Annotated in this window: 13 protein-coding genes and 1 pseudogene; 9 read left to right on the top strand and 5 right to left on the bottom strand. The window is 35.3% G+C overall.

Features of this window, described 5'->3' with window-relative positions:
• The first annotated feature begins 117 nt into the window (after positions 1-117).
• The 5 genes from CLV55_RS05310 (at position 118) to CLV55_RS05290 (ending at position 5,407) form a co-directional block, all read left to right on the top strand.
• Complete coding sequence (locus CLV55_RS05310; RefSeq protein WP_112112711.1) at positions 118-780, top strand: response regulator transcription factor; 663 nt, start codon at positions 118-120, stop codon at positions 778-780.
• 7 nt (positions 781-787) lie between these two features.
• Positions 788-2,176: a sensor histidine kinase gene (locus CLV55_RS05305; protein WP_112112710.1), complete on the top strand. Its 1,389-nt coding sequence runs from the start codon at positions 788-790 to the stop codon at positions 2,174-2,176.
• Positions 2,177-2,252: 76 nt separating this feature from the next.
• Positions 2,253-3,071, top strand: a complete 819-nt coding sequence (locus CLV55_RS05300; protein ID WP_112112709.1) for a M48 family metallopeptidase — start codon at positions 2,253-2,255, stop codon at positions 3,069-3,071.
• Between the two features lie 64 nt (positions 3,072-3,135).
• Positions 3,136-4,437: an MFS transporter gene (locus CLV55_RS05295; RefSeq protein ID WP_112112708.1), complete on the top strand. Its 1,302-nt coding sequence runs from the start codon at positions 3,136-3,138 to the stop codon at positions 4,435-4,437.
• Between the two features lie 37 nt (positions 4,438-4,474).
• Positions 4,475-5,407 (top strand): DUF6252 family protein, encoded by a 933-nt coding sequence (locus tag CLV55_RS05290; RefSeq protein ID WP_112112707.1) that lies wholly within the window; start codon positions 4,475-4,477, stop codon positions 5,405-5,407.
• A 64-nt stretch (positions 5,408-5,471) separates the two neighbouring features.
• Here the strand turns inward: CLV55_RS05290 and CLV55_RS05285 are convergent, their stop codons facing one another.
• From CLV55_RS05285 to thrA, 5 genes and pseudogenes are all read right to left on the bottom strand, one after another.
• Positions 5,472-5,906 carry a DUF1801 domain-containing protein gene (locus CLV55_RS05285; RefSeq protein WP_112112706.1) on the bottom strand — a complete coding sequence of 145 codons (435 nt, stop codon included), beginning with the start codon at positions 5,904-5,906 and terminating at the stop codon, positions 5,472-5,474.
• Between the two features lie 97 nt (positions 5,907-6,003).
• Positions 6,004-6,308: pseudogene (locus CLV55_RS13090) on the bottom strand (HU family DNA-binding protein).
• Between the two features lie 184 nt (positions 6,309-6,492).
• On the bottom strand, positions 6,493-7,779 hold the full coding sequence (gene thrC / locus CLV55_RS05280) for a threonine synthase (protein WP_112112705.1): 1,287 nt from the start codon (positions 7,777-7,779) through the stop codon (positions 6,493-6,495).
• A 68-nt stretch (positions 7,780-7,847) separates the two neighbouring features.
• Positions 7,848-8,780 carry a homoserine kinase gene (locus tag CLV55_RS05275; protein WP_112112704.1) on the bottom strand — a complete coding sequence of 311 codons (933 nt, stop codon included), beginning with the start codon at positions 8,778-8,780 and terminating at the stop codon, positions 7,848-7,850.
• Between the two features lie 96 nt (positions 8,781-8,876).
• Positions 8,877-11,324, bottom strand: coding sequence for a bifunctional aspartate kinase/homoserine dehydrogenase I (thrA, locus tag CLV55_RS05270; protein ID WP_112112703.1), 2,448 nt, complete (start codon positions 11,322-11,324; stop codon positions 8,877-8,879).
• Between the two features lie 416 nt (positions 11,325-11,740).
• Here thrA and hutH point away from each other — a divergent pair, with 416 nt between their 5' ends.
• From hutH to CLV55_RS05250, 4 genes are all read left to right on the top strand, one after another.
• Positions 11,741-13,243, top strand: coding sequence for a histidine ammonia-lyase (gene hutH, locus CLV55_RS05265; RefSeq protein ID WP_112112702.1), 1,503 nt, complete (start codon positions 11,741-11,743; stop codon positions 13,241-13,243).
• Between the two features lie 179 nt (positions 13,244-13,422).
• A complete protein-coding gene (ppk1, locus tag CLV55_RS05260) occupies positions 13,423-15,537 on the top strand; it encodes a polyphosphate kinase 1 (RefSeq protein ID WP_112112701.1) in 2,115 nt (704 codons plus the stop codon).
• Between the two features lie 18 nt (positions 15,538-15,555).
• Positions 15,556-16,446, top strand: coding sequence for a Ppx/GppA phosphatase family protein (locus tag CLV55_RS05255; protein WP_112112700.1), 891 nt, complete (start codon positions 15,556-15,558; stop codon positions 16,444-16,446).
• Between the two features lie 8 nt (positions 16,447-16,454).
• Positions 16,455-17,456: a proline iminopeptidase-family hydrolase gene (locus tag CLV55_RS05250; RefSeq protein WP_112112699.1), complete on the top strand. Its 1,002-nt coding sequence runs from the start codon at positions 16,455-16,457 to the stop codon at positions 17,454-17,456.
• Positions 17,457-17,475: the final 19 nt, after the last annotated feature.

Genomic DNA, 17,475 nt, shown 5'->3' with positions numbered 1-17,475 from the left:
AAGGAAATTCTGACTTACATCATACAATAGTTAATATAATTTTTACGTTTCGCTACTTTTGAATCCATTTTTTAGTTACTTTTGAATGGCTATGAAATTTAAAATTTTTTAAGAATAATGAGAATATTGATCATTGAAGACGAACTAGGGATATTAAATTTCCTTACTCAAGGATTACAAGAGGAAGGATTTGTGGTAGATCATGCCACTGAAGGAGCAAAGGGGCTTGAAAAAGCAACTACAAAATCTTTTGATTTGATTTTGTTAGATTGGATGTTGCCACAAATTTCAGGTCTTGAGATTTGTACAAAAATTCGAGAAACTAACAAGACTATTCCAATTATTTTTTTAACGGCAAAAGATACGATTCAAGAAACTATTGAAGGACTCAAAGCAGGAGCTAATGATTATATCAAAAAGCCATTTAGTTTTGATGAATTGCTAGAACGTATTAAAGTACATTTTAGAGCGGAAAAATCAAGCGATATTTTGGAAGTCGGGACTATAAAAATTGATGTTCTAAAACACAAAGTATATGTTGAAGAAAAAGAGGTTGTACTTACGCAACGAGAATATGAATTGCTAGTTTATTTGATCAAAAACAAAGGAAGAGTTTGTTCAAGAACAGAAATCATTGAACGCGTTTGGAATATTTACTTTGAGTATGATACTGGCGTAATTGATGTTTTTATGAATTCGATTAGAAAAAAGCTAAATATCGACAAAAATAACGATTGGATTAAAACAGTCAGGGGTGTTGGGTTTATAGTTCAAGAATAAAAAATCTATGAATAAATTTTCTTTAAAAAACAGAATTGCCTTTTTGTATATCATTTCAGCAGCAATTTTGATTTTTGTTGTCTTTTTTTCAATTTACAGTATTGTGCTCATTACAATTAATAAGAAAATTAATGAAAATATTAATTTGGAAGTGAATGAATACATTGAGAATATTAAAATATCACCAAATAAAATCAATTTTATTAATCCTGAAGCTTGGATACAAAGAGAACATAACGAAGTATCAGTAGATCCTGTTTTTTTACAACTTACCGATAGTATAGGAACAATTATAAAAAAGTCTGAAAATCTAAAAGACCAAGAATTAGAATTTACCTATAAATTACAAAAACAAAAAGCTTCTGATACCAAAATATCTGGAAAATTGGTAAGGCAAATTCAAGTACCTCTTTTCAATGAAAAAAAGATTGTGGGGTATCTTATTGTGGCGGTTTCATTACAAGAAGCAATATCTATTCAAGAAAATTTAAAATATATCTTAAGTGTAATTTTTCCAATAGTATTGCTTGTGCTCTTTTTTATGGCACAATTTATCGCTGGTAGAAGTATAAAACCAATAAACACCATAATTGAGACATCCAATACGATTACTAATGATAACCTAAAAGCTAGAATTCCATTACCCAAAAATAAAGATGAATTATATGTCTTGTCTCATACGATAAATAGTCTGCTCAATAGGATTGAGGACACGCTTGAACGTGAAAAACAATTTACTTCTGATGCTTCTCACGAATTACGAACTCCTTTAGCAGTAATTAAAGGAACGCTTCAAGTTTTGATTAGAAAACCCAGAACTCTAGAAGAATATAATCAAAAAATTAATTTATGTATTGAAGAAGTTGATCATATTAATGATTTGGTCGATCAGTTATTGTTATTAGCGCGTTTTGAAAATCAAAAGCAGTCTATCAGCAAAGAAAATATTAACGTAAATGAGTGTTTAGCGGAAGCAATTTCTCGTTACAAGGTTAAAGAAAAAAATAAAAAAATAGAAGTTCAAGAAATTTTTGATGATGTATACTATGTGTCAACGGATGGTTATTTATTGTCGATTATTCTTCATAATATTATATCTAATGCATTCAAATATACTCCAGATCGAGGTATAATCAAGACAGTAATTGAACGTGTCGAAGATAAAATAATACTAAAAATTATTGATAACGGAATTGGAATTTCCCAAGATGAATTAGATAAAGTGTTTAATTCATTTTATAGAGCATCCAATGTTACAGAAGCAGAACACACCAAAGGAATTGGTCTTGGATTATCAATTGTAAGACGATTGTGCTCGATGCTTTCCATACAGGTTTCTATTGTTAGTGAACAAAATAAAGGATGTACAGTGCTTTTAACATTCAATAGTCATTAATGTTTTAAAGAAATCGTTTGATTGCTTTAGGTGTCTGTTTCTAATTTTTGTATTTTTGAACTCAAGTATTAAACAAATGAAAATAAATAATATTCTAACCATTTCTTTGGCTTTGGCACTAACATATTCTTGTGCTAAAAATCCATTTACAGGTAAAAATACTTTGGCTTTGGTGCCCAATACAGAAATTTTGCCATCAGCCTTTCAACAATACAGTCAGTTTTTGTCCGAAAACAAAGTCATACAAGGAACAGCAGAAGCTAAAAAAGTGGAGCTTGTTGGTAAGAAAATTAAAGAAGCCGCTGAAAAATGGCTTAATGCTCATGGACAATCTGGGTATTTATCAGACTACCAATGGGAGTATAAATTAGTAGAAAGTAAAGAAGTGAATGCTTGGTGTATGCCAGGAGGGAAAATAGTAGTGTATTCGGGTATTTTACCGATTACAAAAGATGAGGCTGGTTTAGCTACAGTATTGGGACATGAAGTGTCTCATGCTTTGGCTAATCATGGACAACAACGTATGAGTGCGGGTCTTCTTCAGCAATTGGGTGCAACCGGTGTTGCTGTAGCTGTGGGTTCTAAAAGTAAGATGACTCAAGATATTGCCTTGACAGCTTATGGAGTAACCACTCAATATGGAGGCATGTTGCCGTTCAGCAGAAGTCATGAGAGTGAAGCTGATAAAATAGGGCTAACACTCATGGCTATTGCAGGGTATAATCCATCGGAAGCAATTACCTTTTGGGAACGTATGTCGGCCAATTCGGGAGGAAAAGCACCTATGGAATTCTTAAGCACGCATCCTTCTGATGAAACCAGAATTGCTCAATTGAAAGCATTATTACCCGAAGCTAAAGCTGAAGCTGCAAAATTTGGCGTTTTCTTTAAGTAATTAAAAAAAAGACTATATTTGAATCCCGATGAGTATCGGGATTTTTTATTTTTAACTCTATTTTATGGCAAATTTACCTAAAGGACACCCTAAATTATTAAACGCATGGGCATTTTATGATTGGGCCAACTCGGTTTACAGTCTTGTGATTGCTTCGGCTGTTTTTCCTATTTACTATGACATGATTTTTAAAGAAAGTGGGCGCAATTATGTGATGTTATTGGGGTATCAATGTAAAGATACCGCAATGATTAGTTTCGTGACTGCTTTTGCTTTTTTAATTGTGGCATTGTGTTCTCCTATATTATCAGGAATTTCAGATTACCTAGGAAATAAAAAAGCTTTTATGCGTTTCTTTTGTTATTTGGGTGGGCTTTCTTGTGTAGGACTTTATTGGTTCGATATAGATAATTTGTTTTTGAGTTATACGTCATATTTTTTTGGGTTGATTGGATTTTGGTCTAGTCTGGTATTCTACAATTCCTATTTACCCGATATTGCCTTTCCAGAGCAACAAGATCGTGTTAGTGCAAGAGGGTTTTCTATGGGATATATTGGAAGTACTATTCTTTTGGTGATAAACTTATTGATGGTGATGTATCCACATTCGTTTGGCATTGATACTTCAAAAGAAGCTATGAAAATCTCGTTTGTTATGGTAGGGGTTTGGTGGATTGGATTCAGCCATATTACATATTATTATTTACCCAGAGGAAATAAAAATAATATACCTCTGACTAAAGATTTTGTATTTAAAGGATTTCACGAACTAACATTGGTTTGGAAGCAATTGCAATCAAACCTTCGCTTAAAAAGCTATTTGTACAGTTATTTTGTTTTTATCATGGCGGTCCAAACGGTGATGCTTGTAGCAACTTATTTTGGTGCTACTGAAATAGATTGGGGAAGTGATGATAAAACCATGGGCTTGATAATTAGTATTTTATTAATTCAATTAGTGGCCGTTGTAGGAGCAGTTCTCACGTCTCGAGCTTCAGAGAAATTTGGAAATATAAATACCCTGATTTTCCTCAACGGAGTATGGGCTATTCTTTGTGCTTTTGCTTTTTTTGTTCATACACCAATTCAATTTTATGCCACAGCCGGTTTCGTTGGATTAGTAATGGGAGGAATTCAATCGATTGCTCGTTCTACCTATTCTAAATTTTTACCAGAAACCGATGATACAGCCTCTTTTTTTAGTTTCTATGATGTCACAGAAAAAGTGGGTATTGTTATTGGAATGACTATTTACGGAACAATAGATTTAGTAACAGGCTCTATGCGTAATGCTATCGTTTTTTTAGGGGCATTTTTTGTATTAGGATTACTGTTATTACTCAGAGTTCCAAAAAATAACGAATAATAAATAAAAATAATTATATTTGAAAAAAATTAATGTCATGAAGAAAACTAAACTATTGTCTAAAATTATATTTGTATTTGCTCTATTAATTCTGGTATCTTGTGATAACGAACCGGTTGATGCAACCTTAGCAAGTCAGCTTAACAATCCAACAAATACTGGTGGTGGAAACAATAATGGAGGAGGAACTGGTGGAGCGGCAGTGTTTAAAGCAGACTTTGGTGGACAAACATGGGTAGCCACATCGGCGACAGCCAATATTTATAATGGTCAAATTGAGTTAGTTGGATTGAAAGGCGCAGAAGGTTTTGGTTTTTCGCTAACAGGAACTACTGCAGGAACATACAATGCATTAAATAATACTTTTGCTTATGCACCCAATGCAAATGACTCTTATCTAGGAATTAATCCAACAAGCCCAACGGTCTCAGCAGGATCATTAACCATAACCACAATTGATACCGTAAATCATACGATTTCAGGAACGTTTGCTTTTACAGGGTATTGGTCCGATTTTTCGGTAACTAATATTTCTCCTATTGTATTTACTAATGGTGTATTTACAAATATTCCATATACTTCTCAAAATACTGTAACGGATAGTTTTTATGCTCAAGTAGATGGAAATGAATTTGTTGAAGATCATATTGATGTATCGGACATAATTTCTACTGGTTTTCCAGATTCCTATAGTATAGCCGCTTCAAAAACCAATGGCGATACTATTGGTATAAGAATATCTCAAGCCTTGCCTGTTGGAACGTACCAATTTACAGGCCCTTTAGCATTAGATTTGTCAGCTTCCTATTTATTAGGAGGCGTGTTGTACAACAGTGAATCGGGCTCTTTAACGATTACCTCTAAAACTGCAACACACATGGAAGGTACTTTTTCGATTATTGTAAAAAACTATACGACAAACGATACCAAAACCATATCCAATGGGGCTTTTAGTGTAGATTTACCTTAGAAGTGTATGTTGAAATACGTTTGGAAAGTGATTTTTTTTGGGCATAGCAAATAGTTTCAAGACTTTATGTCCTGCAAGCACATTCATTATGTTGAGTAATATAAGCGATAGTAGCTTTACACACAAGTTCCAAAGTTGAAAGTTGGATATCACTAAGTTTTTTTACATAAATACACGCTTTTGCTAATTTGTATTTTCCTAATTCATCCAGAAGAAGTGTGTTTTCGTCAGATGGGGAATAAACATAAAGTGAAAAAGCTGCTTTTCTAGGAGAAAACGCAAGTATAGGAGCCGTTCCTTCATGACCACTAGCATATTTGTAGGAATAGCTCCCAAATCCAATGATAGAAGGACCCCACATTTTGGCAGGGAATCCCGTCCATTTTTCCATTAAGTGGATAAGTTCAAAACTATCTATTTTCTTTTGGTCATCCGCTACATATGAGTTGATGAAATCCATGACGCTATTTTCGGTCACTATGGTTTTGTTTTTGGCCATGATAGTTGGTTAATAGATTCTTGAAGTGTAAATATTATTTTTTATTCCTAATCATTCAATTAGAATTTGAAATTAACTTACTTCTTTCTACTAAACTTCAAGTTTTGTAGCATTTTTTAAATTGGCTTCCAGGTCGATATATAATTGAGGCACTGCTTATATTTTTTGTACTGACTTTTTCGGGACAATCACTTGCGGTTCCTTTTACGCTTTTTTGAAAAGTACCCAAGTGCCCAAATCTAACAATACTTCCTTGTTTTAACTCTTTGATAAGGCATTTAGTAAACTATAAATTACTGCTTGGCAATCGGTTTCAGTGAGCGTAGTACTATTTGAAATTTGCTCAGATAAGGTGTCCAAATCAATAATACGCGAATGTATCGCTCTAGGATAATATGTCATTGGCGCTATGGTTGGGTTGGATGTTTCTTTCCAACAACAGTAAAAAAAACAGGCATAAGGAGGATTTTTTGTGTTAATCAAGTCAAAGATATAAAATGTTCCTGACCATTACAAAAAATGACCGCAGTCAATTTAATAAACGACCGCGGTCGTTTTTATATTTAGACTTGACTACACAACTAATTTATCCTAAGAACGTCTTTAACTCATCATAACTGCTAATTTTTACACTCATTTTATCCTTTACCAAAACGGATTCTATTTGACTTGGAATAGGGAGTTTTAGTTTCAAAACGGGTTCTACAAAATCTAAAAACTTAATAGGATGAGCGGTTTCTAGAAAGACACCAACGCTTTCTGGATGATTTTGAAGTTCTCTTTTCAGTCCCAAATACCCTACGGCACCATGTGGTTCGGCAATATAGCCAGTAGTAGTATAGAGGGTTTTCATAGCAAGTTCAGTTTCCTCATCGGAAAAGGTATAGGAAGAAAAGTCTTTCTTGAATTCATTGATATCATTATGATACATTTCTTGTATACGCACAAAATTGCTCGGATTCCCCACGTCCATAGCATTAGAAATAGTCGCTACGGAGGGCTTTGCTATATAAGTGCCACTTTCCATAAACAACGGAACGGTATCATTCGCATTAGTAGCCGCAACAAAATGGACGATAGGCAAGCCTAAACGTTTGGCTAAAATACCAGCACAAATATTTCCAAAATTGCCACTCGGACAAGATATAATAAGGGGTTTATTGTGTTGCTTCAAGTGTTGGTAGGCAAAAAAGAAATAAAACATTTGAGGCAACCAACGCGCAATGTTTATCGAGTTAGCAGAAGTAAGATTTTTGTGTTTCAAACTTTCATCCAAAAAAGCACTTTTAACCATATCTTGACAATCGTCAAAAACTCCTGCGACTTCTAGTGCGGTGATGTTCTGTCCCAAGGTTGTCAATTGCCGTTCTTGAATGTCGCTGACTTTTCCAGAAGGGTAGAGGATAACCACTTCAACACCTGTAACGCCCAAAAAACCACTTGCTACAGCTCCACCCGTATCGCCAGAAGTGGCCACTAAAACAGTCACGTTTTTGTTGGAATGACGGTTAAAATACCCTAAGCATCGCGACATGAATCGGGCGCCCACGTCTTTAAATGCCATGGTGGGACCATGATACAACTCTAAGGAATATACGTTTTCTTCAACAGGAACGCAAGGAAAATCAAAGCATAAGGTTTCTGCAATGATGTGCTTTAATGCCGCTTCAGGAATTTCGTTTCCAACAAATTGTTGAATGACTTGAAACGCAATGTCTTCTTTTGATAAGGATTCGATGTCATCGAAAAAAGACTGCGGTAATGGGGTTATGGATTCAGGAAAGTACAATCCCTTGTCGGGAGCCAAACCTTGTATAACGGCTTCTTGAAAAGAAACGCTTTGTTTTTTATTATTTAGACTGTAGTAGTTCATTTTTATTTTTTTTGGAACACTGATTAAAAAAATTATTAAAATTATCGAGAGTTATTGAATTGGTGTGGTTAATTTATTTTCACGCCTTCCGGATTTATTTTTGAAAGATGCATATCAAATGGAATTCCTATAATTTGATAACTTTCACTCATAGCAAAAGCTACTTTTTCAGCCGTTTTATGTCCCTTGCACAAAGCAAATATAGAAGGCCCTGCGCCAGAAATCCCTGCGCCTAGTGCTCCATTTTGCATTGCGTCAAATTTAGTTTCGTCAAATCCAGGAATGAGCTTTTTTCGCAACGGTTCGACAATCACATCTTCTAGAGAACGTCCTATTAATTCGTAGTCTTGAGTGTAGAGTCCCGCGATCAATCCGCCTACATTTCCCCATTGGGTGATAGCATTCTTTAAAGGAATCATAGGGTTTAATACTGCACGCGCATCGGCTGTTTTCACTTCTATATGGGGATGAAGGACTACGGCAAATAGTTCGTTAGGACTATCAATACGAATTACATCAAGCGGATTGTACCCTCGTACTAAAGTAACACCCCCCAACAAGCAAGGCGCAACATTATCGGCATGTTCGCTCCCACTGGCGACTACTTCTCCTTTCATGGCAAAAGTAACCAATTCCTTACGAGTAAAAGGGCATCCCAACAATTCATTGATTCCAAATACCGCCCCAGCCGCACTGGCAGACGAGCTTCCAATACCACTACCTGTTTTGATGTTTTTATAGATTTCAATCTCAAAGCCATAATCGAAGGCTTCTCGAGATGATGCTTCTTGATAAAAAGCCAAGGCGGCAACTCCAGCCACATTTTTTTCGGTCTCCATTGGTAAATCGGCTCCTATAATTTTGGTAATTCGAATGCCTTTTTCAGAAGATTTACGAATAATCATTTCATCACCAATGGTTTCTAGGCAGAGTCCTAACACATCAAACCCACAAGATAAATTGGCAATAGTGGCAGGACAGAATAGTTTTATTTCGTTCATTTTTTTAGTTATGAGGTTATAAGGTTCTAAGATGCTGAGGTTTTTAGTTTAGTATTGCCTCAGAACCTTAGGCACTTCGAAGCTTAATGTCTTATTTTACACGTTTCCAATTCGAATCACATCCGCAAAAATTCCAGAGGCCGTTACTGCCGCACCTGCGCCCGCCCCTTTGATGATTAGGGGTTGGTCAACGTATCTATCGGTGTAAAATTCGACAATGTTATCTTTTCCTTCAAGATTATAAAACGGACTCTCCTTTGCGATGAATTGTAAGCCTACACTCGCTTTTCCATTATCAAATGAAGCGACAAATTTTAATCGGCTGTCTTTAGCTCTAGCTTCTGCTAAAAGAGCATTAAAATGATTGGCATGTTTGAGAAGTGACGCAAAGAAATCCTCATTATTTGTCGTATCCATACATTCTTTGGGTAAGAACGAACGGTTTTCAATATCTTCCATTTCCATAGTATAACCGCTTTCTCGGATGAGAATTAAAATTTTTCGAGCCACATCAACACCACTTAAATCAATTTTTGGGTCGGGTTCTGTAAATCCTTGTACGCCAGCTTCTTTTACCACATCATGAAAACTGTATGAGTCGCTAAAATTGTTAAAAATAAAATTCAAGCTCCCCGATAAAACGGCATTGATTCGGTTTACTTTATCCCCCGAAGCAATCAAATGTTTTAAGGTATCTATGATAGGTAATCCAGCTCCAACATTGGTTTCAAATAAGAAAGGAGCATTGTATTTTCTAGATAACGATTTTAAGTTTTTATAGTTTTCGTATTGTGACGAACAAGCAATTTTGTTACAAGTCACTACTGCAATACTTTGTTTGAGGAATTGGTCGTAAATCGCTGCAACATCATAATTAGCGGTGATATCTACAAAGATACTGTTGCGTAAATTAAGGTCTTTAGTTTTTGAAATAAAAGCATTTACATTTGCCGTTTCTCCTTGTTCTAAAAGGACTTTCCAATCTTTCAAGCTGATGCCTTCTTCGTCAAATACCATTTTTCTAGAATTAGACAAAGCAATCACCTGAACGTTTATTTTTAGATTTTCCTTTAAGAATTTCTTTTGTTGGTGAATTTGGTCAATGAATTTTTCGCCCACATTGCCCACACCCATAACAAATAGATTGAGTTGTTTGGTATTGTCTTCAAAAAAACGTTCGTGCAAGGTATTCAGTGCTTTTTTAACATCTTTTTCATTGATAACCACCGAAATATTTCTTTCGGAAGCACCTTGAGCAATAGCACGAATGTTTACGTTGTTTTTCCCCAAAGTACTAAACATCTTACCGCTCAAGCCCTGATGGTTTTTCATGTTTTCTCCAACTAGTGCCACAATACATAAATCCTTTTCAACGATGCAAGGATCAATCTTATTTTGAGCAATTTCTAATTCAAAAGTTTTGTCAATAGCTTCTTTGGCTTTGTCAGCATCAGCATTCAGAATTCCAATACAAATAGAATGTTCCGATGACGCTTGGGTAATAAAAATAACATTAATAGCGTGTTGTGATAGCACTTCAAAAAGGCGTTTAGAGGAGCCTGCCACACCTACCATTCCAGACCCTTCAAGTGTGAGTAATGCAATATTATCTATATGTGAAATTCCTTTAATTGGGTTAATGTTAGTTTCTGATTGATTGGAAATTAGCGTTCCAAAAGCTTCTGGTTCAAAAGTGTTTTTAATCCAGATAGGAATGTTTGCCTTGAGTACGGGTTGAATGGTAGGAGGATACAGCACTTTTGCACCAAAATGCGATAATTCCATCGCTTCTTGATAGGAAATAGTTTCTATAGGTTGGGCTTGTTTTACGATTCGAGGATTGGCTGTAAACATTCCATTTACATCGGTCCAAATTTCTAAGGAAGAAGCATTACACCCATTTGCAATGATGGCAGCGGTATAATCAGAGCCTCCACGACCTAGAGTAGTTGTATTTCCATTTTCAGACGAGGCAATGAAACCTGGCAAAACCACCACTTGTGATTTAATTCCTGAAAAATAATCGCCTATACGTTTGTTTGTTGTATTAAAATCCACAGAGGCTTTTCCGAAGTTTGCATTGGTTTTAATTAATTCACGACTGTCTTTAAAAGTACTATTGGGAAGGCTTTGTTGTAAAGCACTTGCAATAATTTGAGAGGACAATAATTCGCCAAAACCAGCTATGGCATCGGCTGTTCTAGGGGATAATTCGCCTAAAAGAAAGCAACCATCAAGTAACGTTTGCAATTGGTTGATTTGACTGTTTATTCGAATTAACAGTTGGTTCTGATGAGAGGGGTCAATCAATTCGGCAATAGCATCAAAATGTTTTTGCTTAATTTCTTCAAGATTGTTTTGGTAGCTTTCGTCTTTTGTTGCCGCTTTTTTAGAGGCATTAATTAGCATATCCGTGACACCACTGAGTGCAGAAACGACAACCGCGAGTGGGTGGTTTGTTGCTTTTTGGTTAATGATTGCGATAACTTTTTGAATGTTTTGTGCGTTGGCTACAGAAGTGCCGCCAAATTTTAATACGATCATGAGTCTTTTTTATGAGTTGTACATTTAAATTTTAAAAGTATGATGCTATGAGACATTTCCTTTCATTTTTGAAAGTCCTTAAAGAGGATTATATGTGAAAATTATACCCCGAATGGGGTAGTAGTGGTTGTTGAAGAGGTACCTACAAAACAAGTATGTCCTACAAGGGTAGCACGAGAATAAGAGACTATGTTTTGATGAATTTGCATAGATTCAAATGTAAGTTAAAGCATTCATATAAAAAAGGAATAAGTTTATTTTTATGAATATCATAATATTACAACGTTGTAGAAAATGATTAATTCTATTTAAACAAAATAAAAACTTTAATTTTATTGAATTAACAAAAAAACCAAGTTAAAATAATTGTATTTTTACCTGCGATTTTAGACCCTAACCTTCAAAATAATTAGAAAATGGATCATATTCATTATATTAGTTCAGAAATACTCACCTTAGAAGCATTACAAGAGATTCTTTCACAACACAAAACGATTACTCTGTCGGAAGAAGCCAAATTAAAAATTCAAAAATGTAGAGCTTATTTAGATCAAAAAATGAGTGCTAATGAAGCGCCTATTTATGGAATTAATACTGGATTTGGCTCTTTGTGTAATGTAAAAATAGATAAAGATCACTTGTCTAAGCTACAAGAAAATCTTGTGAAGTCGCACGCCTGTGGCACGGGTGATTTGGTTCCAGAAGCTGTGATAAAAATTATGCTTTTACTCAAAATACAGTCGTTGAGTTATGGGAATTCAGGAGTGCAATTGCTAACAGTGGAGCGTTTGGTAGATTTTTACAATCATGACATATTGCCTGTAATTTACACGCAAGGTTCTCTTGGAGCAAGTGGTGATTTAGCGCCTCTTGCGCATTTATCGTTACCCTTGTTAGGAGAGGGCGAAGTCTATTATGACGGCTTTCGTCAACCAGTTCGAAAAGTTTTGGAAAAAATGGGGTGGCAACCTATTGTATTGCAATCAAAAGAAGGTTTGGCGCTCTTAAACGGAACGCAATTTATGAGTGCTTATGGGTGTTATGTGTTGCTCAAAGCTATGAAATATTCGTATTTGGCTGATGTCATTGCAGCCATTTCTTTGGAAGGATTTGACGGACGAATCGAGCCTTTTAACGAATTGATACATTATGTACGTCCGCACAAAGGGCAAATCGAGACGGCTCAGCGTATGACCGAACTCTTGGAAGACAGTGAGATTATTGCGCAACCTAAACAACATGTGCAGGATCCGTATTCTTTTCGTTGTGTTCCGCAAGTCCACGGGGCGTCAAAAGATGCCATAGACTATGTGAAAAAAGTATTCAAAACCGAAATCAACTCGGTAACCGATAATCCAAATATTTTTGTGGGTGAGGATTTGATAGTGTCGGGTGGGAATTTCCACGGACAGCCCTTGGCATTAGCTCTAGATTTCTTAGCTATTGCTTTGTCAGAATTAGGAAATATTTCTGAACGTAGAACCTATCAATTGATTTCTGGATTGCGAAATTTACCGCCATTTTTGGTAAACAATCCCGGACTCAATTCAGGATTTATGATTCCTCAATATACTGCAGCAAGTATTGCCAGTCAAAACAAACAATTGGCAACGCCTGCCAGTGTTGATAGTATTGTGTCGTCCAACGGACAAGAAGATCATGTGTCTATGGGAGCCAATGCTGCTACCAAGTGTTTCAAAGTAATGGAAAATGTAGAACGCATTTTAGCCATTGAACTGATGAATGCTTCACAAGCCATTGAATTTAGAAGACCTCTACAATCAAGTGCGTTTATCGAAATGTTCTTAAAGTCCTATAGAGAAGAAGTGTCTATTGTAGAAGAAGATCGAATCTTACATTACGATATTGAAAAGTCTATAGCGTTTCTAAATTCTTTCGCGATTGATTTAGACGAATAAAAATCAAATAGTTACATCATGTTAGACTCCTTTTATACGTATTGCATATTAAGGAGTCTTTTTTTATGATACATTTTTTATATATTTGAATGTTGAGAATAACGCACATTTCAAGTGTATGATTAAAAAAAGGATATAATTGTAGAAGTGTTTTGTACTTCATAAGGAATTGGTATAAAATGGAAAGTGAAAAAAAATATAGATACATCGACCGAGAGAAAAGTTGGTTGGCCTTCAATGCACGTGTCCTTCAAGAAGCAGGCGATGAAACCGTACCTTTATTAGAACGGTTGCGTTTTTTAGGAATATTTTCTAATAATCTTGATGAGTTTTTCCGAGTGCGTTTTGCCGCCATTCGAAGGCTGAGTTTAACAGGAAAAAAAGGGGAAAAATTATTAGGGGGTATTACGGCCCAACAGCTCGTTAAAGATATTACAGCTATTGTTATCAAACAGCAATCAGAAAGTTTACGCATTCTAAGTGTTATCGAAAAACAGTTAGAAAAGGAAAATATTATTATTGTTAATGAAAATGAACTCTGTCAAGAGCATCAAAACTTTGTACACGACTTCTTTATTCAAAAGGTGAGTCCCGAATTGGTGACGATAATCCTTAATGATTTGGCAGAATTCCCTTTGCTTAAAGACACTTCAGGATATTTAGCCATTAAGTTGGTTATGAAAAACCAAGAGTCGCGATTGTTAAATGTATTACAAGGCAAAAAAGAGATACGGTATGCGTTGATTGAGATTCCAAAAAACATCAATAGGGTTGTGGTGCTGCCTTCTATTGGCGAAAAGCAATACATCATGCTACTAGACGATGTGATTCGCTATAATCTAAGCAGCATTTTTAATATTTTTGAGTACGAGAGTATCTCGGCACACATGATTAAAATTACTAGAGATGCCCAACTCGATATTGATAGTGATATGAGTAAGAGCATGCTCCAAAAAATCGCTACTTCTGTAAAAGAACGTCGTGTGGGAGAACCCGTTCGTTTTGTTTATGATAAAACGATGGAAAAAGATACTCTTTCGTTCTTTTTAAATCGCATGAAAATTGATTCTTCTGATAGTATTATTCCTGGTGGAAGATACCATAATCGAAGGGATTATATGAATTTCCCAAATCTTGGGCGTCATGATTTATTGTATACAAAAAAAGCGCCTCTTTTAGTAGAGGGTTTATCGCTTGAAGGAAGTATTTTGAGTAGTATTGCCCAAAAAGATTATTTGGTTTATGCACCCTATCAATCCTATTCCTATTTGATTAAGTTTTTGAGAGAAGCCGCTTTAGATCCAAAGGTAACAACCATACAAATAACGTTGTATCGATTGGCTAAAAATTCGCAAATCATCAGTTCACTTATCAACGCTGCCAAAAATGGAAAACGTGTAGTGGTACAAATTGAGCTTCAAGCCCGCTTTGACGAAGCCAGTAACATTTCCTATGCAGAACAAATGCAACAAGAGGGTATCGAATTGATTTTTGGAATAAAAGGACTTAAAGTGCACAGTAAAATCTGTGTCATCGAGCGATTGGAAGAAGGAAAAACAAAACGCTATGGCTTTATTTCAACAGGAAATTTTAATGAAGTTACGGCAAAAGTTTATACAGATGTGACGTTATTTACCAGTCATCAGCAAATTCTTAAAGATGTTTCCAAAATCTTTGAGTTTTTCGATATCAATTACCGTCTACAACGGTATAAGCATTTGATTGTGTCTCCCCATTACTCTCGTTCGCGGTTTTACAAACTCATCGATCGTGAAATCAACCATGCTTTAGCCGGAAAATCCGCTTACATTAATTTGAAAATGAATAGTCTTTCGGATTTTGAAATGATTGATAAATTGTATGAAGCCAGTAATGCAGGGGTAAAAATGAGACTTCAAATTAGAGGGATTTGTTCACTAATTCCGGGTGTAAAAGGCATGAGTGAAAACATTGAGGCGATTAGTATTGTAGACAATTATTTGGAGCATGCTCGCGTGTTTATTTTTTGTAATGATAATAACCCCGAAGTCTTTATATCTTCAGCCGATTTTATGACAAGAAATCTCGATGGTAGGGTAGAGGTAACCTGCCCAATTTATCAAGAAGATATCAAGAAACAACTCATAGATACTTTTGAAGTTGGGTGGAAAGGAAATGTAAAAGCACGTTTTCATTCGGAAAACCTCGATAACAAATACCGAATTCGAAAGGAAAATGAATCGGTATTTCGAGCACAATATGAAACGTATAATTATTTTAAAAATTTACACGATGAACAAGGAAATGTGTCCTAGTTTTATAGTAATATACTCATGATAAATATAAAAAAATACGCAGCGATTGATATTGGTTCGAATGCCATGCGATTGCTTATTACTAATATTGTAGAACAAGAAGGAAAAGAACCTCAGTTCAATAAGTCTTCCTTGATTAGGGTGCCTATTCGTTTAGGGCAAGATGCTTTTACCGTGGGAACTATAACCGAGGAAAATATTAATCGGATGGTCGATGCCATGTCGGCCTTCAAATTGTTGATGCAGGTTTATAAAATTGAACTCTATAAAGCTTGTGCAACATCGGCTATGCGTGAAGCCTACAATGGGAAAGAAGTGGTAGAAATTATCAGAAATCAAGCGGGAATTGATATTGAAATCATAGATGGAAAAGTAGAAGCGGCTATTATTGCGTCATCTGATTTACATAATTTAATTGCCACAGAAAAAACATATCTTTTTGTTGATGTAGGAGGAGGAAGTACCGAATTTTCATTGTATTCGGAAGGAAAGCTTGTTACGTCAAAATCGTTTAAAAACGGAACGGTTCGTTTGCTAAATAATATGGTCCATGATATTGTGTGGGAGGAAATTGAAAAGTGGATTAAAGCCAGTTGTGAACCGTTTGAACATGTTATTCTTATAGGTTCTGGTGGAAATATAAATAAATTATTCAAACTCTCAGGGAAGCAACAAGATAAACCGCTTTCTTATTTGTATTTGAATGCTCAATACCAATATTTGAGTGCTTTAACCTACGATCAGAGAATTGCCGAATTAGGGTTGAACACCGACCGTGCTGATGTAATTATTCCAGCCACAAAAATTTATTTAAATGCCATGAAATGGAGTGGTGCTCGTCAAATTTATGTTCCTAAAATAGGACTTTCCGATGGTATTGTAAAAGCGATGTATTATAACAAAATATAATCAAAATCATGAAAAAAACAGTCTTAATTCTTTTTCTTTTAATGCTGATTTCTTGTAAAAAACAAGAAAAAGAATCAATTTATTTTCAAACAAATTCGGTAGGAATACAAGTAGGAGGTGTCCAAAAAGTAGCCATTAAGACTCCAAAAGGAACATTTCAGGTTTGGACAAAACGTATAGGAAACAACCCAAAAGTTAAACTTCTTCTTCTTAATGGTGGACCAGGGATGTCTCACGAATACTTTGAGTGTATGGAGAATTTCTTGCCAAAAGAAGGCATTGAGTTTATTTATTATGATCAGTTGGGGACAGGTTTTTCAGATAACCCAAAAGATACTACATTGTGGGATTTACCAAGATATGTAGAAGAATTGGAACAAGTTCGAGTTGCATTGCATCTTGACAAAAATAATTTTTATGTGTTAGGTCATTCTTGGGGTGGAATTTTAGCTATGCAATATGCTTTGAAGTATCAAAATCATTTGAAAGGCATGATTGTTTCCAACATGATGGCTAGTTGTCCTAAATATGGGGACTATTCAAAAGTATTACAAAAGCAGTTAACCCCTACGGTTTTACAATCAATTCAAGATCTAGAGGCTAAAAAAGAGTATTCCAATCCAAAGTATATGGAGCTATTGATGGCGCATTATTACAACCAACATATTTTAAGATTACCCGTTAACGATTGGCCCGAACCCGTAACAAGATCTATGGGAAGATTAAATCAATCGCTTTATATAACCATGCAAGGTCCAAGTGAAATGGGACTTTCGGGAAAATTAACGAATTGGGATGTCTCCAAAGAATTAAAAAACATCACGATACCTACCTTAGTGATAGGTGCCCAATATGATACGATGGACCCAAAGTATATGGAGTGGATGTCAACACAATTTCCCAAAGGAATGTATTTATATTGTTCGAAAGGAAGTCACATGAGTATGTATGACGACCAACAAATGTATATGAATGGCTTACTAAAATTCTTGAAAAAAGGAAACGATTAAAAGAAAAACAATTCACAAG

The organism is Flavobacterium aciduliphilum (genome assembly GCF_003268855.1).
Taxonomy (GTDB): domain Bacteria; phylum Bacteroidota; class Bacteroidia; order Flavobacteriales; family Flavobacteriaceae; genus Flavobacterium; species Flavobacterium aciduliphilum.
Note: the sequence above shows the minus strand (reverse complement) of the source record. Positions and strands in the feature narration are given on the sequence as shown.

Coding starts and splice junctions, on each gene's coding strand:
- CLV55_RS05255 (WP_112112700.1), top strand. CDS start 15,556: ATGATAAATATAAAAAAATACGCAGCGATTGATATTGGTTCGAATGCC.
- CLV55_RS05285 (WP_112112706.1), bottom strand. CDS start 5,906: ATGGCCAAAAACAAAACCATAGTGACCGAAAATAGCGTCATGGATTTC.
- CLV55_RS05275 (WP_112112704.1), bottom strand. CDS start 8,780: ATGAACGAAATAAAACTATTCTGTCCTGCCACTATTGCCAATTTATCT.
- hutH (WP_112112702.1), top strand. CDS start 11,741: ATGGATCATATTCATTATATTAGTTCAGAAATACTCACCTTAGAAGCA.
- CLV55_RS05250 (WP_112112699.1), top strand. CDS start 16,455: ATGAAAAAAACAGTCTTAATTCTTTTTCTTTTAATGCTGATTTCTTGT.
- ppk1 (WP_112112701.1), top strand. CDS start 13,423: ATGGAAAGTGAAAAAAAATATAGATACATCGACCGAGAGAAAAGTTGG.
- thrA (WP_112112703.1), bottom strand. CDS start 11,324: ATGATCGTATTAAAATTTGGCGGCACTTCTGTAGCCAACGCACAAAAC.
- thrC (WP_112112705.1), bottom strand. CDS start 7,779: ATGAACTACTACAGTCTAAATAATAAAAAACAAAGCGTTTCTTTTCAA.
- CLV55_RS05305 (WP_112112710.1), top strand. CDS start 788: ATGAATAAATTTTCTTTAAAAAACAGAATTGCCTTTTTGTATATCATT.
- CLV55_RS05300 (WP_112112709.1), top strand. CDS start 2,253: ATGAAAATAAATAATATTCTAACCATTTCTTTGGCTTTGGCACTAACA.
- CLV55_RS05290 (WP_112112707.1), top strand. CDS start 4,475: ATGAAGAAAACTAAACTATTGTCTAAAATTATATTTGTATTTGCTCTA.
- CLV55_RS05310 (WP_112112711.1), top strand. CDS start 118: ATGAGAATATTGATCATTGAAGACGAACTAGGGATATTAAATTTCCTT.
- CLV55_RS05295 (WP_112112708.1), top strand. CDS start 3,136: ATGGCAAATTTACCTAAAGGACACCCTAAATTATTAAACGCATGGGCA.